The organism is Rhizobium sp. BK060, assembly GCF_014193145.1.
GTDB lineage: Bacteria > Pseudomonadota > Alphaproteobacteria > Rhizobiales > Rhizobiaceae > Rhizobium.
The window spans coordinates 41,407-67,631 of the sequence record NZ_JACHYW010000015.1 but is presented as its reverse complement, the minus strand read 5'-3'; the positions used below and the strand labels follow the sequence as shown (position 1 = coordinate 67,631).

Sequence of the window (26,225 nt, the reverse complement as noted above, 5' to 3'; positions counted from 1 at the left end):
GCTTCGATCTTCTACTTGGACCAGGCGATCGCCTAATGTTGACATCGCCCACTTAGTGTCTAAAGTGGGCGATGTCAACTTGGTTGGCCAAAAAATGTTGACACATACAACATGGAGACAGGTGACCAGATGCGGACAGCCGCTGGATATCAAGCAATTTCAATGGGATGTTATGAATTTAGCTGTGAGAAAATATCGCGAGCGGAATTGAAGGCGCGGCGTCCCCATCAAATACTGGAGGCCGCGTTCGAGGAGTTTGCGGCAAACGGTTACGCGGCAACGCGAGTAGAAGACGTCGCAAGGAGATGTTTCGCCACATGTCGGCTTCATCCCGCACCTGTTGACCGCCATCGGCAGCCTTCGGGGATCCCGCGCCGACCGAATTCGCGACCTGCTGCTGATCGCTTATGAAAACACGGCCAACGAGGGAAAGACGAGAGAACTCCTGCGCTTGTCCATCGCCGAAGGAACTCGTTTTCCCGAAATGGTCGATTGCCTTCATGAGCAATTCATCGCACCGACGCTTGCAGCCCTTACGGGCTTGGTCGAGCAAGGCATCGCGAGAGTTTATACAGGATGCGGCGGCCGACACGCCGGACGTGCTCGCGACTTCGATTTTTCACGTTGCCGTCTGGCGTCTGGCGTCTGATGTTTGCGGATCGAAAGCCGATCGACGGCAAGGCGCTTATGGAGGGCACATCGACCTCGTTATGGGTCGGTCTGCAGCATTCGGGACGAGCCGCGCGATTTGAGCAGGTAGGTCAGAGCCGACAGAGCCGTGTGGTTTTCTGCGCATGGCAAAGGCCGGATGGGTCGTGCGACGTCCGGCCTGAACCTTTTCCTCATGCTGAGCTCAATCTAGTTCCCACCAGGTGCGCGATTGTAATCCGACGGCGGCGTTTCGCCCGAGACCACGATGTTTCCCTGGATCCTGTAGACGATCCGTAAATTGGCGGCCGCGGCCTGAAGCCAGCCGACCGCCTCTTCCGACGTCCATGCCGTGCCTTCCGGTGGAAGGCTCTCAAACAGGCCGGCGATCAGAGGATTCACAGACTGGGAGCTGCTGTTGCCGCCGCTCCGGTTCATCCCGCCTGCAACGGCCGGGCCGGAGCGGCTCTGATCGGAAGAGCTTGCATATACCTCGCCAGAAGAGCCTGAAGAACTGGCGTGGGACAAACCTGAAGAGCCCCCGTGGGACGAACCCGAGGACGCTGCGCCAGAGGAGCCCGCAGCGGATCCAGACTGATCTCCATAGGAAGAATATGTTGTTCCGCCGGTGCTCGAGGCGGCTGCCGCACCGACGACGACGCCTGCCGCATACCCGCCCAGAACGTAGGCTCCGCGGCGATAGTATCCACGCCCATAGTCTCCACCGCCATACTCTCCGTCACCGTAGTCGCCGACGCCGTGGTCTCCACGACGATAGTATCCACGGCCAAAGTATCCGTTACCGTTGCCCGAGACCTTGAGATCACCGGAGTTGTTGACGGTGAGGTTGCCCGAGTCCTTTGCGACGATATTGCCTCCGGAGTTCATGAAAGCGCGGTTCCCGTTGATGTTACCGCCCGAATTCAGCGTGTTGCGGATGTTTCCGGACACGTTGCTGCCTTCGCGGCCGGGTCCTTCTGCCAACCGTCCCTTTGCGCCACCGACATTTGGCATACGGGGGTTCACCGGCGGACGGTTCTGCACGCTCATCGGCGGACGGCCATGGCTGGCCGTCGGCGGATGCCGTATGCTGCCCATCTGCGGACGTGGCGGCCCTCCCGGCCCTCCCGACGGGAGATGCGGCGGCCCTCCGGATGGCAGCGGCGGTGGACCGCCGGGTGGCGGCGCAAACTGACCGAAGGCAGCGTCCGATGTAATGGTCGTTATCGCGAGAAAAGCAAGACAGGTGCGCTTCAGACGGTTCATCACTTGCTCCCTTCCATTGTCGGCGCGACGGCGGGTGTCAGGACGATCTTTTTCACACCGGCGGGAGGTTCAAAGGTGAATTCGGAATCCGACAGAGGGGGCTGGGTCTTCCAGCTCGTGAATTCGGCAACGAAACTTGGTTGGCCCTGCAGCAACGGGTAGGTCACGATCAGGCGATGTGGCGTCGCCTCATCATTCTTCTCGACCCACAATTCCAGATCGATGCCGGACTTCTGAGAGAAAAGCAGATGCCGGCACTCGACACCGTCGACATTGGCAGTCCCTACCTGCGAGGCGGCCAAGGCGTCCCCTAGCAGCACTTTGTCCGGAAAGTCTGCAAAAAGGGCGCCGAGCGGAAAATCGACGTCCAGCTTGGTTGCGACCTCGCTGAGAGCAGATGGTATGTCGCCCGATGCCGGGATCGTCACGTATTTCTTGCTGTCGGGAAAGAAGACCGAGGCCGCCTTGCCGTCATAGAACAGATCGTGCCTGCCGTCATCGCCGATAAACTCGACGGCGATCCGATCGGGACGGCGCACGGCAATTTTCATCGTATGGAAGATGTGAAGCGGTTGTCCGGACTGGTCCAGGTAAACGCTGGTCGTTCTCGCCGTAATCGATAGGTCCCTGGCCATGAGCGTCTTGCCCATCTGCGAAACGGCGATGGCGGCCTCGTCGCTAATCGCCGGTTTGATCGGCGGGGTCGGCTCATCCGCGCGCGCTGTCGGCAGCGCGACGAATCCTACGCACACGACAAGCGCGACGGCATGGACGGCATTCCGAAGTATCGCATTCAAACCTCCCCCGCTCGCGCCGTCGACAATGGGATTCCCGGCGACCGAACGGCGCAGGGCCTTCAATAGGCCCCGGTTCGGGCCAGTGCACATTTCCATTTTCATTTCCTTTGCAATTATAGATTCATGGATGGCAGGCAGCCCAATGCGGCTTCCCGCCAAGTAGATGTCGTTCGCGTGCTGGAGCGTTGCGGCCGTCCAGGATTGGAATGTTCAGATGCCCTGGCAGAACCACACGCCTCCGACGACAATGGCGAGGATCGAAAACGAGGCCATGAGGACATTTTGCACTTTGACGCTTTGGGCGCCCGGCCGACCCGCAAGCCAGCCGATGAAGGTTGAAAACGTTGCCATCGCGGCGATGGTGCCGAGACCGAACACGAGGAGATAGGATGCCGCTTCGGTATTGGTGGGCAATGCCAGCGCCGGCACGATGCCGAGCAAGTGCGAACTCCCGGCGAGTCCGTGCACCGTGCCAACAGCAAAGGCCGGATGCTTGTGCCGGTGCCCATGCAAATGCCCACGATACCCGTCGGAATGAGTTTCGGCCCTGTCGGCAACTGCTGCCCGTAGTCCCCAGATGCCGATGCCGCAGAGCATGACGCCCACGAAACGCTCGCCCCAGGCGGATACGATGTCGATGGACAGAGCGCCCCGCAGCAATAGCGCGAGCAACCCCACGCCAACGACGCCGGCGCTGTGTCCGACCCCCCATCGAATCCCTGTCCGCCAGGCCCGAGCTTTGGCGTCGACGGCATATGGTGCGATGGCGGCAAGGTGATCCGGGCCCGAAACCACGTGCACAATGCCTGCGAGGAGCCCGGAGGCCAGAAGGGTCATCAGAAAGGAGGGGGTCATGTCGTAGCCTTTGGGGCGGTGGAATTCGCCTAGCGGTCGGGCAGCGCGATCCAGCGTGGCACGAAGCGTTTGTTCGGCCACGGCGCATCATCAGTCGGGCAATCGAATGCGGGCTCGGACGTGGGAATTGATCATGTCCGCAAGCCATATCAACCCGCCGCGCCAGAACCCGTGCAACCGCTGTTGATGGCTGCGGTAGAGGAGAACGTGCCCGAGCTGAGCCACGCGTCCGCGTATGAAGCCGCCCGTGAACAGTCCGAATTGTCCGAGCGAGCCATAGGCGCCATAGCCGCCTAGCGATACGATCGAACCGAAGTCCCTGTAGGAGAACGAGGGCAGCGCTCTCCCTTCCAGCCAGCCAGGAAGATGGCGGATCAAATGCGAAGCCTGCTGATGAGCAACCTGTGCTGCCGGCGGTAGCGGCTTGCCGGAGTCTCCCACAGAAAGACTGGAACAATCCCCGACGGCAAAGATCCGGGGATCAAGCGTCGTCTGCAGAGTGGGCCTCACCACGATCTGATTGTTGCGTGTCACCTCAAGGCCATCGAACGAGGCACAGGCGTCCGAAGCCTTCACACCGGCCGCCCATACCTTCAGCTTGGCGTTGATCTGTCTTCCGTCCGCCAGTCGAAGGCAATCTGCCTCGGCGGCGACGACCCGCGCGCCCGTCAGGACGGCGACGCCAAGCCTCTCGAGACGCTCGCGAGCGGCGATCGCCACACGGTCGGGAAACGCACCCAACAGATTTTGCCCGCTCTCGATCAGCGTCACCTTGACCTGGTCGCGTAGTCCTGCTGCGCCGTAACAGGCGGAGGTATCGGCGAGCTGGACAAGCTCTGCGGCGAGTTCGACTCCTGTAGCACCACCTCCGACCACCGCGATGTGCAAGGTGCTGTTGGCCGCGAGCGCTTCGAGCATGTGCGCCATTACCTCGCGATTGAATTTCATCGCCTGGGAACGGCTGTCGATCGTCAGGCAGTGATCGCGCACGCCTGGCGTTCCGAAGTCGTTCGCCTCGCTGCCCGTCGCCAGGATTAGCGTATCATAGGAGATCGCGCGCTCCGGCAAGATGGAGCGACCCTCGATTTCCAAGGGCTTCAGATGGACCTTCCGCTCTTTCCGGTCGATGCCCTTGAGTTCTCCCGTCTCGAACACGAAACGTCGGTTGCGGGCTTGGGAGATGTAGGAGGTTTCCTGCTGGGAGACGTCCGTGGTTCCGGCAGCGATCGTATGCAGCATCGGCTTCCATACATAGGCAGGCTCCCGGTCGACCAGCGTCACGGCGATGGAGGTTCTGCGTATGCTTCCCGGCAATTTGGAGGCAATTTCAAGCCCGGCGATTCCGCCACCGACGACCACGATCCGGTGGGGCCTTGAAGGCGTGCCTGCGTGGTCGCGATCGTATCTCTGGGGCTTGTCGGACGGTGTGGATGGTTTCGACATCTATCTTCTCCAGATCGCAGTGTCTTCGGGAATTTGGCTGATTGGCGGAGCGTGCCCGCCCCGACCGGCTGCCAGCTCGCACGGCTCGACGATCAGCCGTCCGCTGCGGCGGTAGGTGGTTAGAAGGCGCACCCAGTTCGCCAGGATCGACAGCCTTGCATGACCGCCGCCGGACAAGGTTCGAAGATGCAGCAGCCCCCACAACAACCAGGCGGGAAAGCCGATAATCGAACGCCCGCGAAATTCCGCGACGCCGACATTCCGAGAAATGGTTGCCAGCTTGCTCGGCGTGAAGGACACGTAAGGCTTGGGATGAATGGTGTTTGCAAGCCGGGCGGCGATAAGCCTGCCGACGTATCTGCCTTGATCCTGTGCAACCGACGCCAATCCCGGCATCGCCCGGCCGTCGGGCCCGATGACATGGGCCGCATCGCCGACAACAAAACACTCGGGATGTCCCGGCACTGATAAATCCTTCAGGACCGCTACCGTTCCGTCTGGTTTGACATGCGCGCCGAGCGTGCGCGCCAGCGGCACACCCTGGACGCCGGTGCACCACAATACGGTCGCAGCCGCGATGCGCTCGCCACCGATGGCGACGCCCGCCGCGTCCACGTGAGTTACGGGAACGCCCAGCCTTACCTCGACCCCTTGGCCTTCCAGCGCGCGGGCCGCGTAGGCTGAATGTCGTTCGCTGAATGCCGGCAGCAATCTTGGTCCCGACTGGACGAGTACGACGCGCGCCTTGCCGAGGTCTATATTTCGAAAGTCGGATGCGAGCGTCCTTCGGGTAAACTCGCTGATCGTGCCTGTGATCGCGACGCCCGTCGGCCCACCGCCGACGACGACCACTGTCATATCGCGCGCCTGTTTCCGAGGGTCGGGCTCCAATTCGGCTCGCTCAAACGCCTTCAAAAGTCGATTGCGGGCGGTGACGGCGTCGCCAAGCGATTTCAATCCAAGCGCGTGCGGCGCCCATTCCGCCTCGTGACCAAAATAGCTCGTCTGCGCTCCCGTCGCGACCACCAGGATGTCATAGGCCAGATCGTCGCCTTCGTTCATGACGACAACCCGGCTGGACAGGTCGATACGCGTCGCCTCGCGCATTTCCACCCGGACGTTCGGCATCTCCTGCAGAAGTGATCGGATTGGCGTCGCAATTTCCGCCGGCTCCAGGATCGAGGTGGCGACCTGGAAGAGGAACGGTTGAAACAGGTGATGATTGTTGCGGTCGACGAGCGTGATGTCGGCGTTGCTGTCGCGCAGGGCGCGGACGGCTGCCAGGCCGGCGAAACCTGCGCCGATGACAACGATCTTGCACCCCGATGTCTGGTTTGTCGCGACGGTGAGGCGAGCGTTCATACGGCGACCTCTCGGGCCAGATTGGCTTGTTTGGCAGCGCTCGCCTTGGCAAGGAGCTTACGCGACCTCGGCGTGTCGCGGATTTTGAAATTGGCCAAGGCAAGTTCGAGGGCCCTTTTCGGTCGATTGCCGATTCCCATGAAGAAAGCAGAAGCATGGTCCGCATAGGCTTCCGGCCGACGCGCCAGGAGCCGCTCATATGCCTCGCCTGCAAGTACCGCTTCCCTTACGGCATCGCCGTCGCCGCGGGCGGCGAGGATCTCCGCATGAACCGCGCGATACTCGGGATCGTCGGAGGTTTCGACCAGCGGTGCGACGAGAGCTTCCGCAAGATCCGGCTCTCCGCGCGCCAACGCTACTTCGGCACGATGTCCGCGTCCTGGAACATGTGCCGGCAGGATCGCCTCGAGTTCTGCCAAGATCCCCTCCGCACGATCCAGGTCGCCGCGACGCATCGCGCTCACGCCCCATTCGAAGAGGAGTTGGCCGCACGGAAAAGGCGAGACACCTTCGTCGGCATCAAGCGCGGCGGCATAGGAGGTTTCCGCCGCGCTCCATTCATTCATTTCCGCCAAGAGCGTCGCGAGGCTTCCCAACGTGTTAATACCCGGATCGCGCTTGGCCAGCCTTTCACGCAGGACCAGCGCTTCGTTGTAGTGCCCCGTCGCCTGCAGCAGCGCCACCCGTTCCGCGTCGATTTCCTGTTTTGAATATCCAGCCAGGAACGCCTGAGCGAGAAGCCCTTTTGCTTTCTCGAACAGGTGGAAACGACCGGCGATCTGGGCGCGAACATAGAGTGCTCTTGCGGACCCCGGCGCAGTGACGGCCTCGCCGGCGATTGTCTCGGCGCGGTCGTGGTCGGCGATGCGGCCCAACAAGTCGCCGCGAAGGAACAGGAGCTTCGAGAGCGACAGCAGGCTGTCCGGATTTGCACCGTCGCGGCGGTCGCGCTCAAGGCTGTCGATTGACGCCGACAGGTTGGCGACGGCGATCCGCCCGCTCGTATAGCGCCGGGGATCGATCATCATGCGGCGGCGTCCTTGATGCCCGTCAGCAGTGCCGGATAGCCGCGCGTCAGCGAACCACCGTCGATCGCAATCGTGTCGCCATTGATCGATCTTGCCTTGTCGGACGCGAGAAACACGGCGGCCGCGCCGATCTCTTCCGCTGCAACGGCGCGCTTCATCGGGATGACGCCCAGGAAGAGATCGCGCATCGCAGGATTTTCCAGCTCCTTCCGGGTCAATGGCGTCTCCACCAGACCCGGAGCGATGCCGACGACCCGAATGCCGCGACTGCCCAGCTCCAGGGCACCGCAGCGTGTGATCATGTCCACTCCGGCCTTCGCCGCGCAGTAGGCGGCCTGGCCTTCGCCGGCCTGCCGTGCGTTCACCGAGGAGATGTTGATGATCACACCCGGACGGCCTTGCTCGATCATGATCCGGGCGCCATGCTTGACGCCAAAAAAGACCCCGCCGAGCGTCACGGCCTGGACGGAATGCCATTTTTCGGCAGTCAGTTCGGTGATTGGCGTGATCGCACCGAACCCGGCACAGTTGACCACTATGTCCAGCGATCCGAAAGCATCGCGTGCGGCGTGCAGTGCGCCCTCGACCTGTGCCTCATCGGAAACGTCGGTGATCCGGCCGATGGCGCGATCACCCAGTTCGCGGGTGACATCGTCAAGCGCTTTCGCATTGAGATCGCAGAACAGCACGCTCGCGCCCGCTTCGATGAACGCCGTCGCGATCGCCCTGCCTATGCCGGATGCGGCACCGGTCACGACGGCGCCCTTGCCCTTCAGTTCATTCATGCTCTCTTCTCCTTTGATGGTGGTGGGATGGTTTGGCCGCCGCATAAGCTTGGCTGATCAATCCTAGCGCCGCTGGGCTTCCAGGTAGTCGTAGACAACCTCTCCGTCGCTCAGCGTCATGTCCCATAGGTGCTGGCGGCCTTCGAGCACCCGCACGACCGGAAGTGCTGCGACCGGGCAGCCGGCATGCGGGACCATGAACAGCTCCGCGGGTCCGCCCCATGCGCCCTTCAGCCGGACATTGTAGAGATTGACCTTCACGAGCTGGGCGACCTTCGGCGTGCGACCGTCGACATCGGGAAGCAGCTTCAGCACGAGGTGGGTTGTCTGCAGCTCCTGCTCGATCTCGGCCAGGCGATCAGACAGGTCGATCATGCGGTACGGCATGGTCGCCAGTGCGACTTGGGTGCCGCCATGGGAGAGCGTGCCGGTCAGCACCTCCCGGACGGCCTTAAGCTCGGGCTCGGCGTGTCGCTTCGGGAAGCCGAGGATCTCCCGCCCGGCGAGCGTCGGCGACTCGCTGTTGAGGAAGGCCTGGAACACGTAGATGACTGGCTTGCCCTCGAAGGTGCAGGCCACCGAATGGCCGATCTCGACGTACGGCCCGAATCCGCTGACCTCTGTCATGTTCCGCCACTCTATGGTGACGCGGTTGCCCTCGGCGGGTTGAAGAGGTCGCGGGACGACCGCGCGTACGGCCTCTGCCGTGCTCTCGTAGGTGACGATGAGCTGGTGCATGTCCTTGTAGTGCCACGGCCCGCGCGGGTAGCTGGGCCTCAGCGTCGACATTACCGGATATTCCAGGAACCAGTCAGTGACGCTTCCATTGTCTTTCATGTTGTCCATGTTCATTTCTCCACAAATGCGGGCACGGGAAGGTCCGTCCGCTGGTTGGCTTGACGCACGTAGGGAAAGACAGGAGCGGCCGGCTGGGTCGGACCGTCGACCGCATCGCCCAGCCGCTCGCCACGCCCGCCGTTCACCAGCAACGTGAGCATCTCGTCCAGGATGTCGTCGTCCAGCCAGCGACCGCCCGCGTTCGTGTGCGGACGGTCCTCGAGCACTGCCCGTTCGATCTCCAGGAAATTGCCTATTCCGAAGGGATGAGCGAGGTCCAGGACCAGGTAGTCGCCCATGAGCATATCGCGCATGGGATGCCGTCCATCCGCTTCCGGCGGCCAGGCAATCTCGCCATCGAGACCGTCGAAGAACGCAAGCGTTGCGTCGACACGTGCCTCGTAGAGCGGCCGATATTCCCTGGAGAGGGCGAAGGCGTCCTCCCTGTTGTAAAGATCCCGCAGCTCGACGCCCTTTGGATCGCGTGTCGCGTTCGACAGAATGACGTTCTTGATCTCCGGCCGGCCGACGCGTTCGAGCCGGATCGGCTTGCCGCGGCGCGCGACCAGCGTCTCCGCCACGGCGGCGATCAGCGTGACACCGTCCAGGCGTTCGAGGATTGGGGCGAACGGCACCTCGACGACGATCGTCAAGACGTCGCGAAACTGGACGGTATTCGTGCCCGTCGCTCCGAAGGACAGCTTGCCGGAGATGTCGGTGCGGATAGTTGCCTCGACATCCATGAAGAACGGGTCGCTGACCAGTCCGGCATAGACTCGCATGCCATCGAGTTCCAACGGCGCGCCGGTAACGAAGGCTGTCTCGCACCCGTCCGATGTGACGACGGTGCCCTTCTGAACCGACATCCCGTCCGCCACGTCATTGAAACGGACATCGATCGTATGTTGCGCCATGCCGTGCATGAAGCTGCCGCCCGAGCGGGTCAGCGGCCGCAACCGGAAACGATAGGTCACAGCATCGCTGAAGAAGGACTGCGATGTGGCCATTGGAAACGCATTCATGATCAGGACGAGATTTCCCGGGTGTTCCGGGCTGGGAAAAGCGTAGAAATCGGTGATGTCCACTGCGGGATCGTCCATCACTGCGGGACCGCTGAAATGATCTGACATTGCGTTCACCTCTCTTTCCGTTGTTCAGTATTTCTGGTCGATGATGCCGCGGAGCGCGTTCAGCCCGGGCACGAACAGGTACTCCCCGCCCTTCACCGTGACGAAGGTCGGCAGGTCGAACAGGAACGGTCGCTTGGCACCGGGCACTGACATTTGCGAGCCTTCGCCGCCGACCCCATTGATCGGGTCTTGCTCGCTGGGATCGAGCCCGAGGAATTCGCCGCCTTTCATCCATTCGGCCTGGACGAACTCGAACTGCCGTTCGATGTCGGCCTGGATGAACAGGTTGATCAAGCCGCGATCGACGCCGTCGTCATCAAGGGCGTCATCCTTAAGATGTGGGCCGTATTCGACGCCGCGCCGAAGCAGCCGGTGCCGCCTCACGGCAGTCGCCCGTTTCAGCGGAGTGGCACGCGGGTTACTGCGCCGCAGGTGCGAGCCGAGCGGGCATCGCAAACCCTCGTCGTCCCCTTCATAGGTGAAGTTGTTGCGCCGGTCAGGGTCCGCGGCGATGGCCGGATCGTCCTTGTCGGGCGACAGATCGAGCGGGCAGCCGCTGGGCCAGCGCCCCATGATCTTGGCCGCCACCAGGTCCCGATTATGCTGATCGTCGCTGCCATAGAGCGACCGGGCGGCCGTCGCTAGATATCGGCGAAATACCGCCACGTCCTGATAGAGCTTGCGGAATACCACGAATGTCCCGTTCACACGCAGTTCGAACGGTTCGGGCATTTGCGTGCCGCCAGGCCCGACCTCGTCCTCGTAACCGAGCAGGAACTCGCCCGGCTTCAGCGGGCGCCATGTGCCGTCGCGCTCCAGCACGCCGTCACCGGGATAGGAGGGCGTGTCGGCGCCCTCGATCGGCGGTTGCGAGATTGGATCGGCAAAACCGAAATGCTCGCCCTCAGATCCGATTCCGCTTTCATTCGTCGCCATCGTATCTTGAATGAACCGGACTTCGAGCCCGCCGGCCGAACCCATTTCCTCTTGAAGGATCCGCGTTGCTTCTTCGCGACCTTTATCGGAATCGGTTCGCACCAAGACCATGGCATGTATATCAGGACCCCCAAGGCCGCCTTCCCAGCGCTCCGGCGCGTGCGGTCCGACATCGCCGACAACATTCGCACGGCCCCGCGCGCCTACTCGGAATGCCTCGGGGAAGGTGTTCAGCGCTCGCTCGGAGAGTCCAAGCGCCTTCAGCCCTTCATGGGTGAACCCGATATTGATCGTAAACCCGGTCCCATGCTCCCTCTGTCGCGCATTCACGCGTTGGAACATGTTGCGCAGCCATGCTCGCGACTTCGCCCCGTCGTTGAACCTCAGGAAAATGTGACGCCCGTATCGCAGGAGAATAGGCGTCACGACATTGTCCTGGATGTCGTGAAGGTTGGCCTTTAGGTCAGCAGAGGTCAGGCCAGGTTGAGAACCTAGAGTGGGCATTGTGGGCAATCCTTGTCGCAGTATGTTCGACGCAATCGTCGGGCCCAGGCTGGAGCAGCGGTCAACCTCATCTTCTGGAAGTCAGATGGTTCTGACGGTGTTCGCGGTCATCATTTGCCGATGTGTTCGGCTACGTCCTCGTACTGCCACTGGCGAGCCACATCCGTGTCGATCATCGCGGCGCTTGGCACTTGCTTGTAGGATTCGGCCAGCTCCCCGAAGAACGCGTTCACGGCGTCCTCGAGATCGACGTCGCCTTTGGCGACTGCACGCTGGAACTTCTGGGTCTTCTCGTACCAGTCGGCGGCCTTGTAGATCTGGCCGAGACTGAGGCTCGGAGCGACATCGTAACAGGCCAGGGTCTTGATCTGACCACGTGCGATATAGTCCACGATGTCACGTGCCGTCGCATCCGGGCCCGTCGGACACCCAACGCAATGGCCCCAGATCTTCGTCAGGTTCTCCTTCCCATTGAGAACGAAGTCGTCGAAGTACTTCTCGAGAGTTCCGTCGAACTGAGAGATGAAGAACAGAGTGTAACCGTCGAAGTCCTGGGTTCTGGCGACGAACCAACGCGCCGTCCGGATCAGGCCAAGCATCGTCGTCGCCTCCGAGAAGGTCTTTCCAGGTCCGCCCCAGACAGGGACCTCGCGGCTCAGCGTGTCCGTGAACGCCACCAGGTCGGCGTCGGACTTCAGCCCCCACATGCCGGTGAACTCCTTGACTTCGTTCTTGCCGCCCTTGCCCATAACAAGGCCCGGGTAACGCAGGCCCCACCCGCTGGCGCTCGTCCTGTGTTGCGACAGATCCATTTGGCTGCGGTCTTCATGGTTCATTTTGTAGTCTCCAAATATGAGCGCGAGTTACGGGGCATGCCCGATGTTGACAACGCCCACTTAAAGGCTAGAGTGGCCAATGTCAACATCATTCCAGTAAAAATGTTGACACAAGCAACTTAGAAACGTAAATGAGACAAATATGACCCAAGACATTTCCACAACAGACCAACGCCCCTACCACCACGGTGACCTGCAACGAGCGATCGTCGATGCTGCCATCGATGTCCTCAGCGAATCCCAAAGCACGGAGTTCTCGCTTCGGGAGCTCGCCCGGCGGGCGGGCGTAAGCCACAACGCCCCGTACAAGCACTTCGCCGACAAGCGTGAATTGCTGGCGGCCGTCTCGGCGGTAGGGTTCGAGCTCCTGGCAAAGCGGATGACCGATGCCACGAAGGAACTCAATGGTCCGCGCGAGCGGCTGGCAGCCATGGCGCGTGCCTATGTTTGCGGCGGCGTCAACAATCCTGCGCTCTACAGACTGATGTTCGGCGGCTACCTTATGGATCAGGACAACCGACGTCCTGCTATCGAAAGAAACGCGGCTGAGAACATGAAGGCGCTGGTCGCGGGGGCAATTAGCGGCGGCGCTCTTGGCTGCTTCATTCCGGACACCGCGGAAAACGAGCGTAAGATCAATGGCGCCTTACTGATTTTCTGGTCGCAAATGCACGGGCTCACGTTGCTGCTGGTCGACCGCCTGGTCGGCCCCGGTGACAAGATGGAAGAGCTGACCGAGGGCGTCTTGCAAGGCATGCTCGACGGATTGGCGAACTGTATTCCTGCGATACCGGCAGGGGTGTGGGTAGGTCCTCCGCCTGTCGAGTAAACCTCCCAAGCCGTGGACTCGCAAACCTTGCCTTTTTGACGAGCACGCTTGGGCATCGGGGCGTGATCGACCACCCGCCCTGCTGTTTTCATAAGGGCGTATCCGGCCCTTTCCAGAGGAGAAGTCTCTTGGACGCATACATCTCGGCTCTGATGGGTCTCGCAGGCATCGCGATTGGCAGCCTGAGCTCGTTCGCCACCACCTGGATGACGCAGCGATCACAGGTGAAGGAAAAGCATCGCGAGGTCGAGGTCGCCAAGCGCGAAAAGCTCTTTTCGGATTTTATCAAGGAAGCCACGCGGCTTTACGGCGATGCCCTAAGCCACCAGAAGGACGACGTTTCCGACCTCGTGCTGCTTTATGCTTTGGTCGCCCAGATGCGTCTGATCTCATCGCGTCCGGTTGTGGACGCCGCCGAACTTGCTATGGAAAGGATCGTCGAAACCTATCTGGCATCCAACCGCTGTCTCTCTGAACTCCGGGATCTTGCGCGTTCAGGGGCAATGAATTTTCTGCTCGATTTCGGCGAGGCTTGTCGGACAGAATTGGCGACAGGGCACCTGTCTGCCCGATGATTTGTCTCCCGACAAGGTCAGAGAAAATGCTGCGTGACTAACGCAATATGTGGCTACCAGAGGCTCCAGCGCTCAGGTCGCGACGGCTGCACATGCCGTCAGATCACCGTCAGGACGATCCAATCGAATCCAGTGCCCCAATCGAGCGGCCTTCTTGACGATCGTCGTCCGACCTTGTTCATTCGTGCAATGTTCAACCGCAAACGCTGTGCAGATCAGAGTTTCCATCGACGACATCCAGCCGGACGTCTGGCGCCGTCTGGTCCCGGCGTTATCGAGCCGTTCGGCGAATCGTTGCGCCGCTGTGAATGCCTCCTCGAAATCAGGTCTCTGACCGTAGACGAGATCACCCAGTAATTTCGCATATCCCTCGGCAAATTTCGTGTCGCCGGCCATGATCTTGTATGTGCGAAGCGTTTCCGCTTTGGGATTTTCCTTGTAGGCGGGATAGTCCCCCGCCCGGGCCGCGGCCTCCGTCTTCATGATCTCAAGAGCGATCACGACGGCGGCGTCCAGATCATAATGGCCATCCATACGCGATAGGTCATAGATGTGACGAACGAGCGTGTGATCAAGGGGACCAAGGCCCGAGAAAGCGAAGCCCGGCCTGCGCGCCAAGGCCACGAACTTGTCCGCCGCGGTTTCCACCAGTCTCACGCATTTGACGTCGATGGCTTCTGCCTCGGCACGATTTGCCTCCGTAATAAAGGACGACACCGAACGCATTTCCGGTTCTGTCGAGACCGGGAACGTAGAGAGTTCGATCTTTATCTCTGGGCGTAAAACACCCTCACCTTTTGCGATCGGTTCGTAGGGCAAATCGTACCGAACATACTTATCGCTTTGCTTCACCTCATAATGGCCTTCGACGGCAAATCCCGCAGCGCTCAGCCGGTCGTTCACCTCACCCCGAAGCCGCTTCAGAACGCTTCGCGAGTTGGACTTTTCGCCAATGATGCGTAGGTCGATGTCTTCCGACATTCGCTCGAGTAGGCGGTAGGCGCGACCAAGCGCTGTCCCACCGCCAAACGCCAGAGTGAGCCCGTCAACCTCCACATCGTGGATTGCTGCCAAGGCTTGAACGACAAACCAGTCCTTCTCGACCAGCGCAGGGGACGGAAGGCCAAAATGCTCTTACACTTCCAGAAGTGTCTGACGATCTGGCTTATCTTTCAACGCGCAGCTCCGTGCGGCCGTCAGACAGCCGCCGGCTGAAACGCGTTCTAATCTTGACCGTCGGGTTCACTGGGATCTGGGTCGAGCGGCCTTCATTATAGGCCTTCGTACTGTCGCTCTGCTCCCAGGCTACACCAAGCCTGGTAAGAGCCTGAAGTGCAGCGCTATGGAAGCCGTTGGAGCTGGAGACGGCCGGCCCGATATACGCGACTTCATCGCGCGGGCATAGACTCCATAGCCGAGGCGCATCAAGCTACCGTCCTTAACCAGCAGTCGCAGAGCGCGAAGAACCTGATCCTCGCCACTCAGGTCTGCAAAATCGCGCGGCAGAAAGACGTCGGTCTTTCTGGTCCTGGCGACACGATTTTCGATCTTCTGCTTTAATGTCTTTGGCTGGCTCATGCTCTGCTTCTTTCGTGCAAAAACCCGACATAGCGCAAGCACTTGGCCGTCTATCAAATGTTTGACATATCGCGATCGAAGATTTGGCCTAAGCGGGAAGAGATTGGTCGGTCCGCAATGCTGACTACCGCGTCATCGAGAAGAGCAGAAATGCGATTTCTTCGCTCTGAGCAATCTGCCGGTATCAAGCAGCCGATGTGCTAGCGGGTTTCATCATGCGCTTCGTACAGGATGCGCAGTCTCAGAGATTCCCGCGCGAGAATTTGCAGAGGCCTACCGTGTTTTCGCTGATTTTACCAATCCCAGTCGTGGCACGGGGATAAATTACGTGCTCCCGACCAGATCGGTGGATTTGCTCAACCTGTTCTGGCTCTGAGCGGAAAGGCCGGAGTTCGTTGCGATTAGAACGGTCCATCGCAAAAGCGAAGCACACCTGACTCGTTTCGTCGTTCATTGCCATCGAATAGGTCAAAAGACGCTGACGCGAGCGGCTAATGCAAACAATATCTGAGGTTCGATTCGTATCCCTTATCGATGGTGATGCGGTGATAGCGTCTCGGCAAATGTAGATCATCGCTGCGATTGGAAAGCTGCGTCCGGGTTTAGCCGGTCAAAGCCTCCGCTCTCGCGCTTGCCAAAAGAGCGATGATCGCCCCCATCCGCTCGACAACGCTCGCCTGAGATTCGGCAGCGCCTATTCGAGTTCAATCTTGGCGTCGCGCACGACAGGTGTCCACTTGGCGATCTCCGCCTTTACATGTGCGCCGAGTTGCTCCGGCGTCGAACCCACGACAACGGCACTGAATTCGGCCATTTTCTTGCTAACGCCCGGATCGGCGAGCGCCTTGTTGGCCGCCAGGTTCAGGCGAGCAACGACGTCTGCCGGGGTGCTGGCGGGAGCAAACAGCGCGTTCCAGGTATAGGTTTCGTAGCCCGGAACCGTCTCGGCAACCGTCGGCACATCGGGGAAGGACGGTGCGCGCTGCTTGGTGGTGACCGCAAGTGCCCGCAGCGTGCCACTCTTGATGTGGCCGGACGACGACGGCAGGTTGTCGAACATGATCGGAACCTGATTGCCAAGAACATCGTTTAACGCCGGGCCCGAGCCCTTATAGGGGATATGTTCCATCTCCACCCCGGCCATCGCCTTGAAGAGCTCTCCGGAGAGATGCAGCGGCGTGCCGTTGCCGGACGAGGCATAGCTGTAGGTGCCCGGATTGGCCTTGAGGAGTGCTACCAGTTCGGCAAGTGTTCTGGCCGGCAGTGCGGGATTGACGACGAGAACGTTGGGAACCAGAACCAATAGCGAGATTGGCGCGAAATCCTTTTCGGGGTCGTAGGGGGTCGACTTCAGGATCAACGGATTGAGCGCATGCGTCGCAACCGTCCCCATCAGGATCGTATAACCGTCCGCTACCCCCGGAATGTGATCACAAGCAACCGTGTCAAAGTGCCAGGGTCTTTCACATCACTTCGGCGGCGAAAGGCTAGCTTAACGACATCTTTTGATTGAATAGAGAATACATTTCCCGTAAAGGTCTGAGTGCGCAATCACGATGGAACCGCTACGATGGATGCGATTCACACCGAAGGCTTCGACGCTGCTTTGACCCTGACCGATCACATGAAGCACCTGCCGGACAGGAAGCGGCGCGAGTTGGCGCGCATCATCGAGATCCTGTTTGCCGAGGTCGAACGTTTTCAGGCGACAAAGCTCTCCGAGAAGAGAAATGCCGGCAGGATTCTGAAGGTCATCCTGTATGGTTCCTACGGCCGGGGTGACTGGGTCGAGGATCGCTTTAGTGGCTATCGCTCCGACTACGACCTGTTGATCGTCGTCAACACCAAACATTTTGCCGAAGAGGCAGAACTTTGGGAAGGCATCGAGGACAAGCTGCTGGAAGAGCAACTCAGTCATCGGATCGAAACGCCCGTCGTGCCGATCATCCACGCCCTGGCCGATGTCAACGATCAGCTTTCCCGTGGCAGACCATTCTTCGTTGACATCGCCAAGGACGGCGTCGTCCTCTACGAGAAACCCGGTCATCCGCTGGCTGAACCAAAGCCCCTCACGGTTGAGGAGGCGCATCGCGAGGCGGCGAGCTACTTTGAGCAGTGGTATCAGTTATCACTGGACGCATTGAAGGTCGCTGACTTCAGTATTTCCAACGGTATCTGGCGAGACGGCGCATTCATGCTGCATCAAGCCACTGAACGTGCCTATCATTGCGCCCTGCTGACGCTCACCCTCTACAGCCCCAAGTCACATCGAATAAAGGTGTTGCGCTCTCAGGCCGAGGCAGTCGACAGCCGACTGATTGCTGCTTGGCCGCGCGACAGCCGGTTTCCCCGAAGATGCTTCGAATTGCTGTCGCGGGCTTATGTCGAGGCACGATATTCATCGAAATTCGAAATCAGTAAAGAAGAGTTGATTTGGTTGGTTGAGCGCGTTAAGTCCCTGCAGGACCTTGTAGAAGCCATTTGTCGCGAACGGCTTTCTTTGTAGCCGTATTCGAACCGATGTATCCGTAAACTTGCTTCGGCGGCGGCATTTATGGACCGTCGCCGCATTGATGTAGCGCGTCGCTCCGGTATGCCAGATCTGTGGCCCCATACGACCGCCAGTGTGGTGAACAGCGTCAATCACTTTCTTCCATCCTTGAAGTGCTGCATTGCCATGAAAGAATGGAATTCCGCTATCGTTGCGCGATGCAGGGCGATCAATCACCGTCCCTTCAGACAGGATCAATCCGGCGCGACCTTCTGCCCGGCGCCGATAGTAGTCAGCACTCGCCGGCCCCGGCACGCCCTCAGGCGAAAAAAAGGCGGGTCATGGGCGCCATGACTATGCGATTTCTGAGTTCGAGTGATCGGACGGTGAAGGGGCGAAACAGGCTGCTTGTATCGAGACTGGGCATTAGTAGACTCCGTTGCGTTTAACGGCGCTACTGGTATATGATGTAGACCTAGCGTCAGTCAGGCACTTCAAGTCGCGTAGGTTTATTGAGGGAAACCATCATGCTCGAACTGGAACCGCTCTGCTTTTCTTCTGAATGCCCGAGCCGGGCCTTGTTCGATCAGATTGCTGACAAGTGGTCGATGATGGTGCTTGCCGTGCTCGATGACGGACCGCAGCGCTTCAACGCCATTCGCCGTCGGCTGCAAGGCGTCACGCAAAAGGCCCTCACTCAGTGCCTCCGTCGCCTCGAACGCAACGGCCTGATAGCGAGAGAGGTGATTTCACTCTCGCCGGTCGCAGTTCAGTATCAGGTGACACCGCTGGGCCGAACGTTACGGGAGCCACTCCAGGAACTTCACAAATGGACACTGGTAAAACTGCCGGAGGTCACCGCGGCAAGAGAGGCTTTCGACAGCATAGATGGCGGACAGAAGGGCGCGGACAGAGCGCTAATCCAGTTACGCCTTTAACGCGACGAGATCGACTGCAGGAGGTCCGATACTGGCTCGCGGCGGTTCGGGAAAGAGAACTCGGACCAGGTATACCGTGCCCTACCAGGGCTACTTTAAGTGCCTGATTGACGCCAAGTTTACGAAAGATACTTATGGCTCCATCAACAATGATGGAGCTTTCTCATGCGTAACAATCTTAAATTCTATATCGACGGAACCTGGGTACAGCCCAAAAGCACAGCCGTAATCGATGTTATCAACCCCGCGGACGAAACCGTCGTTGGTCAAGTCGCGCTGGGCGATACGAGTGACGTGGACGATGCGGTTTCAGCCGCGCGAAAGGCATTTGAAACGTATTCGCTCACCTCGATTGAGGAGCGAATTTCACTCTTCGACCGGATTATAGCTGCCTACGACAAGCGAGCGAACGACCTTGCCCTAGCGGTAACTGATGAAATGGGCGCGCCGCAATGGCTTTCAGAGCAATTGCAGGTGACGGTCGGCGTTGCCCATTTCAAGATTGCACGAGCAGCGCTTGCGACCTACCGTTTTGATGAGCCGCTTGGCACAAGCGAAGTCGTGCGCGAGCCGATCGGCGTTTGCGCGCTGATAACGCCATGGAATTGGCCCTTGATGCTGATGGCCGCAAAGGTGGCACCAGCACTTGCTGCGGGTTGCACCGTGGTGTTGAAACCGTCTGAAATCGCGCCGTTCTCAGGTACGATCCTTGCCGAGATCCTCCATGACGCCGGAGTACCCAAGGGCGTGTTCAACCTTGTTCATGGAGATGGCCGCGTTGTCGGCAACGCTTTGACGAGCCATGCCGACGTCGACCTTGTATCTTTCACCGGCTCAACTGCGGCTGGGATCGAGGTGGCTCGCACCGGTGCCCTCACAGTCAAAAGGGTGCATCAGGAACTGGGGGGAAAGTCACCCAACATCGTTCTCCGTAGCGCGGACCTCGCTTCTGCTGTCGAAGGGGGCGTGGCGCAGATGATGCTGAACAGCGGACAGAACTGCAGCGCACCGTCTCGGATGCTGGTCCACGTCGATCAGGTTGCCGAAGCAATCAGCTATGCCAAGGCGGCCGCCGAAACGTGGTCGGTCGGCCATCCTGCTTCGAATGCAAAGATGGGACCGGTGGCCTCGGAAGCGCAATGGAACAAAATCCAGCGTCTGATCCAGTCGGGTCTCGATGAAGGCGCCACGCTTGTGACTGGAGGGCTCGGCCGTCCCGACGGGCTTAATGCTGGCTTCTACGTCCGGCCTACGATCTTTGCCGATGTGCGCAACGACATGACGATCGCGCGCGAAGAAATCTTCGGGCCAGTCCTGGTCATCATCGCCTATTCCGACGAGGAGGAAGCGGTGAGGATCGCCAACGACACGACCTACGGCCTTGCTGCCTATGTCCAGGGTGAGCGGGTTGCGGCCGAAGCTGTCGCGCGTCGCCTGCGTGCCGGCCAAGTCTACCTGAACAATGTCAATCTTGATCTGGCTGCGCCTTTCGGGGGCTACAAGCAGTCCGGCAACGGACGTGAATGGGGTCCGATGGCGATCGCTGAATTCCTTGAGACCAAGGCCATCATCGGTTTCCGTCAGGCAGCTTGACAGCCTAAGGACTTTTGACAACGGATGCCCGGAACTCGATTGATCCGGGCATTCTGCTGTTTCTTCCCACCGCCGGCGGAGGAACCGTGATCTGTCAGTACTTTTCGAAAGCGCGATGCTTTCTTGCAGCCCCATCTGTTCTCGATCTTCCACCCCGGCGCGGAAGAAAATAGAAGGCGGCGCCGGCAGATGGAGCGTCCTGCCGCTTTCAGATCAGTATAGTTATTTATGGAACTTTCCGTCAGCCGTACAGCGGTCACTGGCACGGATAGCAACCACTCTCATCGTGTCGATACCATTGATCATCCCTAGGTGTTGGGGATGCTGTAAGCGACTGAAGGGATCGTTCGGGGTGGTAGATTTCCATGTCGAAGACGCATCGCACGCTGTCAGATTGGAAACTGACCGGCCCAGATTTCGGGAGTGTGGAGCGGCAACCGATACCAAATTCTATGGCCCCAGAATTCTTTTCATGGTGGCTCGCTGCATCGAACGCGGCGTCAGGCGATTTGAAAACGCAACGACGTTGTTCATGAACCCGGCGATCGCGGACGCTTTCCCCTGTGATAGCGCTCGCCTGAGTTTCGCTCGAACGCCTCTTCTATTGTCTTTAGTTTCTCTCGAATATGATTGTAAGCTGCGGTTGCACCGGAGCCGTCAACGCGTTGCGCGTGCAGCTACATAATGTGGGCGAGCGCAATCGCGTCAGCTACATCCTCGCAGCGCTCATCCAACATCGACGTTGCCACGCGAATGTTATTGCTATGAGCAACGCAGAATTTGCTTCCTGAGTTGACTGCAATGTTTCGGGCAGCGAGCGTAACCATTGCAAAGGGTTCAGAAACAACTGGCACCCACAAAGACAACCCTTCCCCATCTTCGATGGTGAGGCCGCGCACTCGCAAGGCGCTAGCGAGCATATCGCGTCGTTTTTTATAGGTAGCCCGGGCAGATGCGATATTTTCCCAAGTTCCCGGTTGGCGCAACAACCATGCGCCGGCGGCTTGAAGAACGCGGCTGGTCCAGGCTGCACTAAAACTGCGATAAGATTGAATCTGTTCAACGACTGCCGACGTGCTCGACAATACGGCTAAGCGAAGGTCGGGACCGAGCGTTTTAGAGAACGAGATGATGTGAATAACCCGGTCGGGAAACTGGGTGCCAAGCGAATGACGCTCAACCCCGGAAATATCGGAGATGCCATCATCCTCAATTATCAGGGTGTCGCTGTTGCGTAGTACTTCGGCTAGTTCGCCTAGGCGTTGCGCCGTCACTGTCCGGCCGGTCACCGAATGCAGCCGCGGCTGGAAGAGGAAAACGACCGGTTTGTAGCGCATGGCATCCTGTAGCGATGAGGGCAGCGGCCCGTACTCGTCACATTTCACAGGTAGGATGCGTGCGCCCTGATGCTCAAGGATATCCAGGAGGCGCATCGCCGTCGGTTCTTCGATAGCGACAGGCGCACCGGGCGTCACCAGTGCATGAATAGCGGTATACACAGCGTTATAACCGCCGTTGGTCGCCAGCAATGCCTCCGGTTCATACGGCCATGTCTTGCGAAGTTCGGCCTCCAGTTCCGGCAGAATACGGCTGCGCTCGTAGCTGTTGAGGTTCTCCGCGGAAGCGCCATACGCCAGCGCCTTCTCTAAAGGCGGCAGCAGCCTTGGGTCAGGAACGGCCATCGTCAGGTCGAGCACATCGGCACCGTAGTGGCCGGAACTTGCCAGGCGCTCTGGCTTTGCGATGAAGCGGTCGCCGCTCACCCAGGTGCCGTTTCGTCCCCTGCCTGTAATGATCTTTTGCCGTCTAAGCTCGCTCCAGGCCTCCGAAATCGTCGCCGGGCTGACACCGAGCGAAAAAGCGAGATCACGGATTGGAGGCAACTTGGCGCCGACCGGAAGCGCCCCTGCCCTGATCAAGGCACTGGTTTCTAATGCGATTCCGCGAATTGTTCGATCGCTTAATTTTTCGGCAAACCAGATCGAATCGTAGGCGTCGCTCATTTTCTCACCAGATTAAATGTTCAATAACGTAATAACATTTGATCATTACGAAGTGAACATTTTAATCTCCCTTCGTAAGCATTTCCTGACATGAGTATCTAGAATGACACTGAGCCTTCGAATTGCACTGCGTGACTGGGATTACATGACACCGCTGATTCTCGGCGATGTCGCGTCCGACAAGCTCGACATACAGGTGGACCGGATCGGAACGCTTGTCTCCCATCTCGGCAAAAGCCCCGACCATGAGGCTGCCGAGATTTCATTCAGCCGCTATACCCAGCTTCGTCATGACGGCGATGACAGTGTCGTTGGCATTCCCAACTTCATCATGCGCGGATTCCGCCATCGCTGCATCATGACTACCCGGGACAGCGACATCACGACTCTTGGCCAGCTGGCCGGCAAACGCATCGGAGTCACCGGATGGCGCGACAGCGGCAACACCTGGACGCGTGCGGCCATCCGCCGCGAAGGCGTCGAGGTCAAGGACGCGATGTGGTATGCCGGCCGCCTGACGGAGGCACACCCAGTCACCGATCGCCTCGACGGCTTTGGCCAGGCCGGCCTAATCGAAGCCTGCCCCGGCGAACGCCCGATGGTAGACCTTCTGCGCGAAGGCGGACTGGATGCGATCTTTACGCCCTTCATGCCTGATGGCTATTTCGAGCCGGGCTCGCCGTTCCGTCAGGTGCTGGCCGATTTCCGCGCAGAAGAGCGCCAGTATTTCGATGATGTGGGATATGTTCCGGGCATGCATCTGATCGGCATCAAGGCCGAGATCGTTGCCGAGAACCCGTGGGTGATTGCCGAAGTGAGCCGGCTCGTCGACGAATCGCAGCGCATGTGGACCGCCAAGCGCCGCAAGTACGCTGAAACCACGCCGTGGATGTTCGAAGAGGTACTGAAAACGTCGCGCGAGCTGCCCAAGGGCTGGGATGCCAGCGGATTTACCGCCAACCGCAAGATGATCGACGATTTCGCCAGTGAGCTGCATGCCCAGGGCATCATGAAGCGCCACATGACGCCGGAAGAGCTTTTCGCATTCGATACGGATGGCAGCCGGATCTGACCGGCAGTCGCACCCTTAATCTCTCGAGAAACGTAGCTTAGTAAAACAAGGGGAATGAACATGTCGCATAAGAAACTCATCGCTCTCGCCCTCGCCGGCGCAGCACTTGCTAGCGTCGCCAAGGCGCAGGACGTATCCATCAAGCTGGACGTCAACAAGGAGCTGCACGATCGCCTGCCGGACGACATCAAGTCGGCCGGCAAAATGATCTCCGTCAATAACGGCTCGTTCCCTCCCTACGAGATCGTCACCGGCACCGTCATGACCGGCGCCAGCGCCGACCTGACGGACGCGATCGGACAGGTGCTCGGCGTCAAGATCGACCATGCGACAGTTGGCGGGCTGCCGGCGCTGCTGGCCGGCGTCAACTCGGGCCGTTACCAGTTCGCCTTCGGTCCGGTCGGCGACTACAAGGATCGCGAAACGGCAAGCGACTTCGTCGACTGGGTGCAGGAATTCGTTGTCTTCGCCACCCTGAAGGGCAACCCGAAGGGCATCACCTCGCTGGACAAGGCCTGCGGCCAGCGCATCTCGGTTATGGCCGGCGGATCCGCCGAACGGGTGATCAAGGTACAGTCGGACAAGTGCAAGGCCGAAGGCAAGGAACCGGTGGAAGTGCAGTCCTATACCGATCAGCCGGCATCCATCCTGGCCGTCCGCTCTAAGCGCGCCGACGCTTTCTTCTCTTCGCAGGCACCGCTGACCTATTTCGTCAGCCAGGCGAACGGCCAGCTGGAACTGAACGGCGTCGGGCAAAAGAACGGTTTTGACGACATTTTCCAGGGTGCCGTCGTTCCAAAGGGTTCGCCGCTCGGCCCGCTGTTCATCGACGCAATTAAGGTTCTCATGGACAACGGTACCTATGCCGCGATCATGAAGAAGTGGGGCCTTGAGAACAACATGATCAAGCAGCCCGGCCTCAACCTCGGTGGACAGCTTCCCAAATGAGCGCGAACACTACGACACATGCGGCGCCTTCGGGCGCCGAGGACTTCCGCGATGTGGCGACGGCCCACACGCCTTTCCGGAGCGGCCCTCTTGCTCTCCGGATCGTGATTGCGCTGGTCGTCGTCGACTTCGGCTGGATCATCGCCGCTAACGAAAACTTCGGCTGGCCGGTTGTTGCCCAGTATTTCTTCGATCCGACGGTCTTGAACGGTCTTTACGTCAGCCTTGGCCTCACCGTGATCGCCATGATCCTCGGCGTCGCGCTCGGCCTCGTGATCGCGATTGCACGCATGTCGTCCGACAAGCTAGCACGCTCGTTCGCGTCACTGTTCATCTGGTTCTTCCGCGGCACGCCGCTCCTAGTCCAGCTGATCTTCTGGTACAACATGTCGACGTTGTTTCCGACGATATCGATTTCCCTTCCCTTCGGCCCGACGCTCATCAGCTGGGATACCAATTCCGTCATCACGCCGCTGACCGCGGCGATCGTCGGCCTCGCACTCAACGAGGCGGCCTATATGGCGGAAATCATCCGCGGCGGCCTTCTGTCGGTTGACCGCGGTCAGACCGAAACGGCGGAAGCCTTCGGCATGACCAAGGCGCGAGCCCTATGGCGGATCATTATTCCGCAGGCGATGCGTTCGATCGTACCACCGACCGGCAATCAGCTGATCAGCATGATCAAGGCGACCTCGATCGTCAGCGTCATCGCCATGGCCGACCTGCTTTATTCGGTTCAGTCGATCTATAACCGCACGTTCGAGATCATCCCAATGCTGCTGGTCGCGGTCATCTGGTACCTACTCATCACCTCGGTGCTGAATATCGGCCAGAGCTATATCGAAGCCTATTACGGCCGCAGCGACCGCCGCAATGGCGCCACGCCCAAGCCCGCCGCCGTCATAGAGGAGGCAAGCCATTGACCATCGTCGATACCGCCAAGCCCCTCGTCCAGGCTCGTAATGTCCACAAGTCCTTCGACCAGCTCGAAGTGTTGAAGGGCATCGACCTCGACATCATGCCGGGGGAAGTCGTGGCCATTCTGGGGCCGTCCGGCTCGGGCAAATCCACCTTTCTACGCTGTATCAATCACCTCGAAGATATCCAGAAGGGATATATCGAGGTTGATGGCGAACAGATCGGTTACCGGGTGAAGAACGACCATCTGGAAAAGCTGTCGCCCACCGGCATTGCCAGGCAGCGCCGCAAGATCGGCATGGTGTTCCAGCAGTTCAACCTCTACCCGCACATGACCGTGCTGCAGAACGTCATCGAAGCGCCAGTCGGCGTCCATCGTCAAAGCCGAAAGGATGCGATCGAGAACGCCAAGCGCCTTTTGGAACGCGTCGGTCTGTCGGAGAAGGCCAATGCCTATCCGCGGCAGCTCTCCGGCGGCCAGCAGCAGCGCGTGGCGATTGCCCGCGCACTGGCGATCAAGCCGAAGCTGATGCTGTTCGACGAGCCGACCTCGGCACTCGATCCGGAATTGGTCGGCGAAGTGTTGGCGACGATGCGGGATCTGGCAAAGCAGGGTCTCACCATGATCGTCGTCACCCACGAGATCAGTTTTGCCCGTGAAGCGGCCGACCGGGTGGTGTTCATGGACGGCGGCGTGGTCGTCGAACAGGGCAAGCCCGAGGATGTGATCGGCAATCCGCAGCATCCGCGCACGCAGGCTTTTCTGTCGCGCTTTCTTTAAAAATCTCCCCGCCTAGCCCCGGCCCCAAAGGCCGGGGCCTTTTGTTTGAATTTTGCTAAGTCTGGAACTCCG

24 protein-coding genes and 3 pseudogenes are annotated in these 26,225 nt (G+C 59.6%); 10 read left to right on the top strand and 17 right to left on the bottom strand.

Annotated features, from left to right (window positions below):
• Positions 1-111: 111 nt before the first annotated feature.
• A complete protein-coding gene (locus FHT71_RS31720) occupies positions 112-411 on the top strand; it encodes a TetR family transcriptional regulator (RefSeq protein WP_348632823.1) in 300 nt (99 codons plus the stop codon).
• A 447-nt stretch (positions 412-858) separates the two neighbouring features.
• Here FHT71_RS31720 and FHT71_RS31715 read toward each other — a convergent pair whose 3' ends face one another.
• The 11 genes from FHT71_RS31715 to FHT71_RS17630 form a co-directional block, all read right to left on the bottom strand.
• Positions 859-1,914, bottom strand: coding sequence for a hypothetical protein (locus FHT71_RS31715; RefSeq protein ID WP_246718025.1), 1,056 nt, complete (start codon positions 1,912-1,914; stop codon positions 859-861).
• Positions 1,914-2,807: a DUF2092 domain-containing protein gene (locus tag FHT71_RS17675; protein ID WP_132590470.1), complete on the bottom strand. Its 894-nt coding sequence runs from the start codon at positions 2,805-2,807 to the stop codon at positions 1,914-1,916. The genes FHT71_RS31715 and FHT71_RS17675 overlap by 1 nt, the downstream gene beginning before the upstream one ends.
• Before the next feature lie 114 nt (positions 2,808-2,921).
• A complete protein-coding gene (locus FHT71_RS17670) occupies positions 2,922-3,647 on the bottom strand; it encodes a sulfite exporter TauE/SafE family protein (protein WP_348649311.1) in 726 nt (241 codons plus the stop codon).
• Between the two features lie 9 nt (positions 3,648-3,656).
• Complete coding sequence (locus tag FHT71_RS17665) at positions 3,657-5,009, bottom strand: NAD(P)/FAD-dependent oxidoreductase (protein WP_183721211.1); 1,353 nt, start codon at positions 5,007-5,009, stop codon at positions 3,657-3,659.
• Positions 5,010-6,371 (bottom strand): NAD(P)/FAD-dependent oxidoreductase, encoded by a 1,362-nt coding sequence (locus FHT71_RS17660; protein ID WP_183721208.1) that lies wholly within the window; start codon positions 6,369-6,371, stop codon positions 5,010-5,012.
• Positions 6,368-7,399 carry a tetratricopeptide repeat protein gene (locus tag FHT71_RS17655; protein ID WP_132590464.1) on the bottom strand — a complete coding sequence of 344 codons (1,032 nt, stop codon included), beginning with the start codon at positions 7,397-7,399 and terminating at the stop codon, positions 6,368-6,370. Before FHT71_RS17655 ends, FHT71_RS17660 begins: the two co-directional genes overlap by 4 nt.
• A complete protein-coding gene (locus FHT71_RS17650; RefSeq protein ID WP_132590462.1) occupies positions 7,396-8,184 on the bottom strand; it encodes an SDR family NAD(P)-dependent oxidoreductase in 789 nt (262 codons plus the stop codon). The genes FHT71_RS17655 and FHT71_RS17650 overlap by 4 nt, the downstream gene beginning before the upstream one ends.
• A gap of 63 nt (positions 8,185-8,247) precedes the next feature.
• Complete coding sequence (locus tag FHT71_RS17645) at positions 8,248-9,030, bottom strand: acetoacetate decarboxylase (protein ID WP_246718024.1); 783 nt, start codon at positions 9,028-9,030, stop codon at positions 8,248-8,250.
• A gap of 2 nt (positions 9,031-9,032) precedes the next feature.
• Entirely contained in the window at positions 9,033-10,151 is a 1,119-nt protein-coding gene (locus FHT71_RS17640) for a DUF4331 family protein (RefSeq protein WP_132590458.1), read from the bottom strand.
• 24 nt (positions 10,152-10,175) lie between these two features.
• A complete protein-coding gene (locus FHT71_RS17635) occupies positions 10,176-11,591 on the bottom strand; it encodes a Dyp-type peroxidase (protein ID WP_132590456.1) in 1,416 nt (471 codons plus the stop codon).
• A 110-nt stretch (positions 11,592-11,701) separates the two neighbouring features.
• Entirely contained in the window at positions 11,702-12,427 is a 726-nt protein-coding gene (locus tag FHT71_RS17630) for a hypothetical protein (RefSeq protein ID WP_132590454.1), read from the bottom strand.
• A gap of 142 nt (positions 12,428-12,569) precedes the next feature.
• On the opposite strand from FHT71_RS17630, the gene FHT71_RS17625 reads away from it, so the two are divergent.
• Both FHT71_RS17625 and FHT71_RS17620 read left to right on the top strand, forming a co-directional pair.
• Entirely contained in the window at positions 12,570-13,256 is a 687-nt protein-coding gene (locus tag FHT71_RS17625; RefSeq protein ID WP_132590453.1) for a TetR/AcrR family transcriptional regulator, read from the top strand.
• Positions 13,257-13,384: 128 nt separating this feature from the next.
• Complete coding sequence (locus FHT71_RS17620; RefSeq protein ID WP_132590451.1) at positions 13,385-13,831, top strand: hypothetical protein; 447 nt, start codon at positions 13,385-13,387, stop codon at positions 13,829-13,831.
• Between the two features lie 72 nt (positions 13,832-13,903).
• Here FHT71_RS17620 and FHT71_RS17615 read toward each other — a convergent pair whose 3' ends face one another.
• From FHT71_RS17615 to FHT71_RS17605, 3 genes and pseudogenes are all read right to left on the bottom strand, one after another.
• Positions 13,904-14,905, bottom strand: a complete 1,002-nt coding sequence (locus FHT71_RS17615; RefSeq protein ID WP_245505473.1) for a nucleotidyl transferase AbiEii/AbiGii toxin family protein — start codon at positions 14,903-14,905, stop codon at positions 13,904-13,906.
• Between the two features lie 231 nt (positions 14,906-15,136).
• On the bottom strand, positions 15,137-15,409 hold the full coding sequence (locus tag FHT71_RS17610; RefSeq protein WP_245505472.1) for a DUF6088 family protein: 273 nt from the start codon (positions 15,407-15,409) through the stop codon (positions 15,137-15,139).
• A gap of 694 nt (positions 15,410-16,103) precedes the next feature.
• Positions 16,104-16,820, bottom strand: a pseudogene (locus FHT71_RS17605) (tripartite tricarboxylate transporter substrate-binding protein); the annotation flags it as partial.
• A 159-nt stretch (positions 16,821-16,979) separates the two neighbouring features.
• On the opposite strand from FHT71_RS17605, the gene FHT71_RS17600 reads away from it, so the two are divergent.
• Positions 16,980-17,915: a HEPN domain-containing protein gene (locus tag FHT71_RS17600; protein WP_132590449.1), complete on the top strand. Its 936-nt coding sequence runs from the start codon at positions 16,980-16,982 to the stop codon at positions 17,913-17,915.
• Positions 17,916-17,987: 72 nt separating this feature from the next.
• On the opposite strand, the pseudogene FHT71_RS17595 reads toward FHT71_RS17600, so the two are convergent.
• Positions 17,988-18,327 (bottom strand): annotated as a pseudogene (locus FHT71_RS17595) (12-oxophytodienoate reductase); the annotation flags it as partial.
• 100 nt (positions 18,328-18,427) lie between these two features.
• On the opposite strand from FHT71_RS17595, the gene FHT71_RS17590 reads away from it, so the two are divergent.
• Positions 18,428-18,838: a helix-turn-helix domain-containing protein gene (locus FHT71_RS17590; protein WP_007800703.1), complete on the top strand. Its 411-nt coding sequence runs from the start codon at positions 18,428-18,430 to the stop codon at positions 18,836-18,838.
• A gap of 165 nt (positions 18,839-19,003) precedes the next feature.
• Positions 19,004-20,431 (top strand): aldehyde dehydrogenase family protein, encoded by a 1,428-nt coding sequence (locus FHT71_RS17585; RefSeq protein ID WP_132590448.1) that lies wholly within the window; start codon positions 19,004-19,006, stop codon positions 20,429-20,431.
• Positions 20,432-20,881: 450 nt separating this feature from the next.
• Here FHT71_RS17585 and FHT71_RS32360 read toward each other — a convergent pair.
• Together FHT71_RS32360 and FHT71_RS17580 are read right to left on the bottom strand one after the other, a co-directional pair.
• A pseudogene (locus FHT71_RS32360) lies at positions 20,882-21,007 on the bottom strand (short-chain dehydrogenase); the annotation flags it as partial.
• Positions 21,008-21,108: 101 nt separating this feature from the next.
• Positions 21,109-22,434, bottom strand: a complete 1,326-nt coding sequence (locus FHT71_RS17580) for a PLP-dependent aminotransferase family protein (RefSeq protein ID WP_132590446.1) — start codon at positions 22,432-22,434, stop codon at positions 21,109-21,111.
• A 103-nt stretch (positions 22,435-22,537) separates the two neighbouring features.
• On the opposite strand from FHT71_RS17580, the gene FHT71_RS17575 reads away from it, so the two are divergent.
• Genes FHT71_RS17575 through FHT71_RS17560 form a run of 4 tightly spaced genes read left to right on the top strand, consistent with a single transcriptional unit; the run spans position 22,538 to position 26,153 of the window.
• A complete protein-coding gene (locus FHT71_RS17575) occupies positions 22,538-23,506 on the top strand; it encodes a nitrate ABC transporter substrate-binding protein (protein ID WP_132590444.1) in 969 nt (322 codons plus the stop codon).
• A 60-nt stretch (positions 23,507-23,566) separates the two neighbouring features.
• Positions 23,567-24,454, top strand: a complete 888-nt coding sequence (locus tag FHT71_RS17570; protein WP_132590442.1) for an ABC transporter substrate-binding protein — start codon at positions 23,567-23,569, stop codon at positions 24,452-24,454.
• Positions 24,451-25,377, top strand: a complete 927-nt coding sequence (locus FHT71_RS17565; protein ID WP_132590440.1) for an amino acid ABC transporter permease — start codon at positions 24,451-24,453, stop codon at positions 25,375-25,377. Before FHT71_RS17570 ends, FHT71_RS17565 begins: the two co-directional genes overlap by 4 nt.
• A complete protein-coding gene (locus FHT71_RS17560; protein WP_132590438.1) occupies positions 25,374-26,153 on the top strand; it encodes an amino acid ABC transporter ATP-binding protein in 780 nt (259 codons plus the stop codon). Before FHT71_RS17565 ends, FHT71_RS17560 begins: the two co-directional genes overlap by 4 nt.
• Positions 26,154-26,225: the final 72 nt, after the last annotated feature.

What these genes read in the sequence shown, in the direction of transcription:
- FHT71_RS17660 (WP_183721208.1), bottom strand. Translation starts at nt 6,371, where the DNA reads ATGAACGCTCGCCTCACCGTCGCGACAAACCAGACATCGGGGTGCAAG.
- FHT71_RS17630 (WP_132590454.1), bottom strand. Translation starts at nt 12,427, where the DNA reads ATGAACCATGAAGACCGCAGCCAAATGGATCTGTCGCAACACAGGACG.
- FHT71_RS17675 (WP_132590470.1), bottom strand. Translation starts at nt 2,807, where the DNA reads ATGGAAATGTGCACTGGCCCGAACCGGGGCCTATTGAAGGCCCTGCGC.
- FHT71_RS17585 (WP_132590448.1), top strand. Translation starts at nt 19,004, where the DNA reads ATGCGTAACAATCTTAAATTCTATATCGACGGAACCTGGGTACAGCCC.
- FHT71_RS31715 (WP_246718025.1), bottom strand. Translation starts at nt 1,914, where the DNA reads ATGAACCGTCTGAAGCGCACCTGTCTTGCTTTTCTCGCGATAACGACC.
- FHT71_RS17635 (WP_132590456.1), bottom strand. Translation starts at nt 11,591, where the DNA reads ATGCCCACTCTAGGTTCTCAACCTGGCCTGACCTCTGCTGACCTAAAG.
- FHT71_RS17625 (WP_132590453.1), top strand. Translation starts at nt 12,570, where the DNA reads ATGACCCAAGACATTTCCACAACAGACCAACGCCCCTACCACCACGGT.
- FHT71_RS31720 (WP_348632823.1), top strand. Translation starts at nt 112, where the DNA reads ATGGAGACAGGTGACCAGATGCGGACAGCCGCTGGATATCAAGCAATT.
- FHT71_RS17600 (WP_132590449.1), top strand. Translation starts at nt 16,980, where the DNA reads ATGGATGCGATTCACACCGAAGGCTTCGACGCTGCTTTGACCCTGACC.
- FHT71_RS17570 (WP_132590442.1), top strand. Translation starts at nt 23,567, where the DNA reads ATGTCGCATAAGAAACTCATCGCTCTCGCCCTCGCCGGCGCAGCACTT.
- FHT71_RS17665 (WP_183721211.1), bottom strand. Translation starts at nt 5,009, where the DNA reads ATGTCGAAACCATCCACACCGTCCGACAAGCCCCAGAGATACGATCGC.
- FHT71_RS17655 (WP_132590464.1), bottom strand. Translation starts at nt 7,399, where the DNA reads ATGATGATCGATCCCCGGCGCTATACGAGCGGGCGGATCGCCGTCGCC.
- FHT71_RS17650 (WP_132590462.1), bottom strand. Translation starts at nt 8,184, where the DNA reads ATGAATGAACTGAAGGGCAAGGGCGCCGTCGTGACCGGTGCCGCATCC.
- FHT71_RS17565 (WP_132590440.1), top strand. Translation starts at nt 24,451, where the DNA reads ATGAGCGCGAACACTACGACACATGCGGCGCCTTCGGGCGCCGAGGAC.
- FHT71_RS17645 (WP_246718024.1), bottom strand. Translation starts at nt 9,030, where the DNA reads ATGGACAACATGAAAGACAATGGAAGCGTCACTGACTGGTTCCTGGAA.
- FHT71_RS17640 (WP_132590458.1), bottom strand. Translation starts at nt 10,151, where the DNA reads ATGTCAGATCATTTCAGCGGTCCCGCAGTGATGGACGATCCCGCAGTG.
- FHT71_RS17590 (WP_007800703.1), top strand. Translation starts at nt 18,428, where the DNA reads ATGCTCGAACTGGAACCGCTCTGCTTTTCTTCTGAATGCCCGAGCCGG.
- FHT71_RS17575 (WP_132590444.1), top strand. Translation starts at nt 22,538, where the DNA reads ATGACACTGAGCCTTCGAATTGCACTGCGTGACTGGGATTACATGACA.
- FHT71_RS17580 (WP_132590446.1), bottom strand. Translation starts at nt 22,434, where the DNA reads ATGAGCGACGCCTACGATTCGATCTGGTTTGCCGAAAAATTAAGCGAT.
- FHT71_RS17610 (WP_245505472.1), bottom strand. Translation starts at nt 15,409, where the DNA reads ATGAGCCAGCCAAAGACATTAAAGCAGAAGATCGAAAATCGTGTCGCC.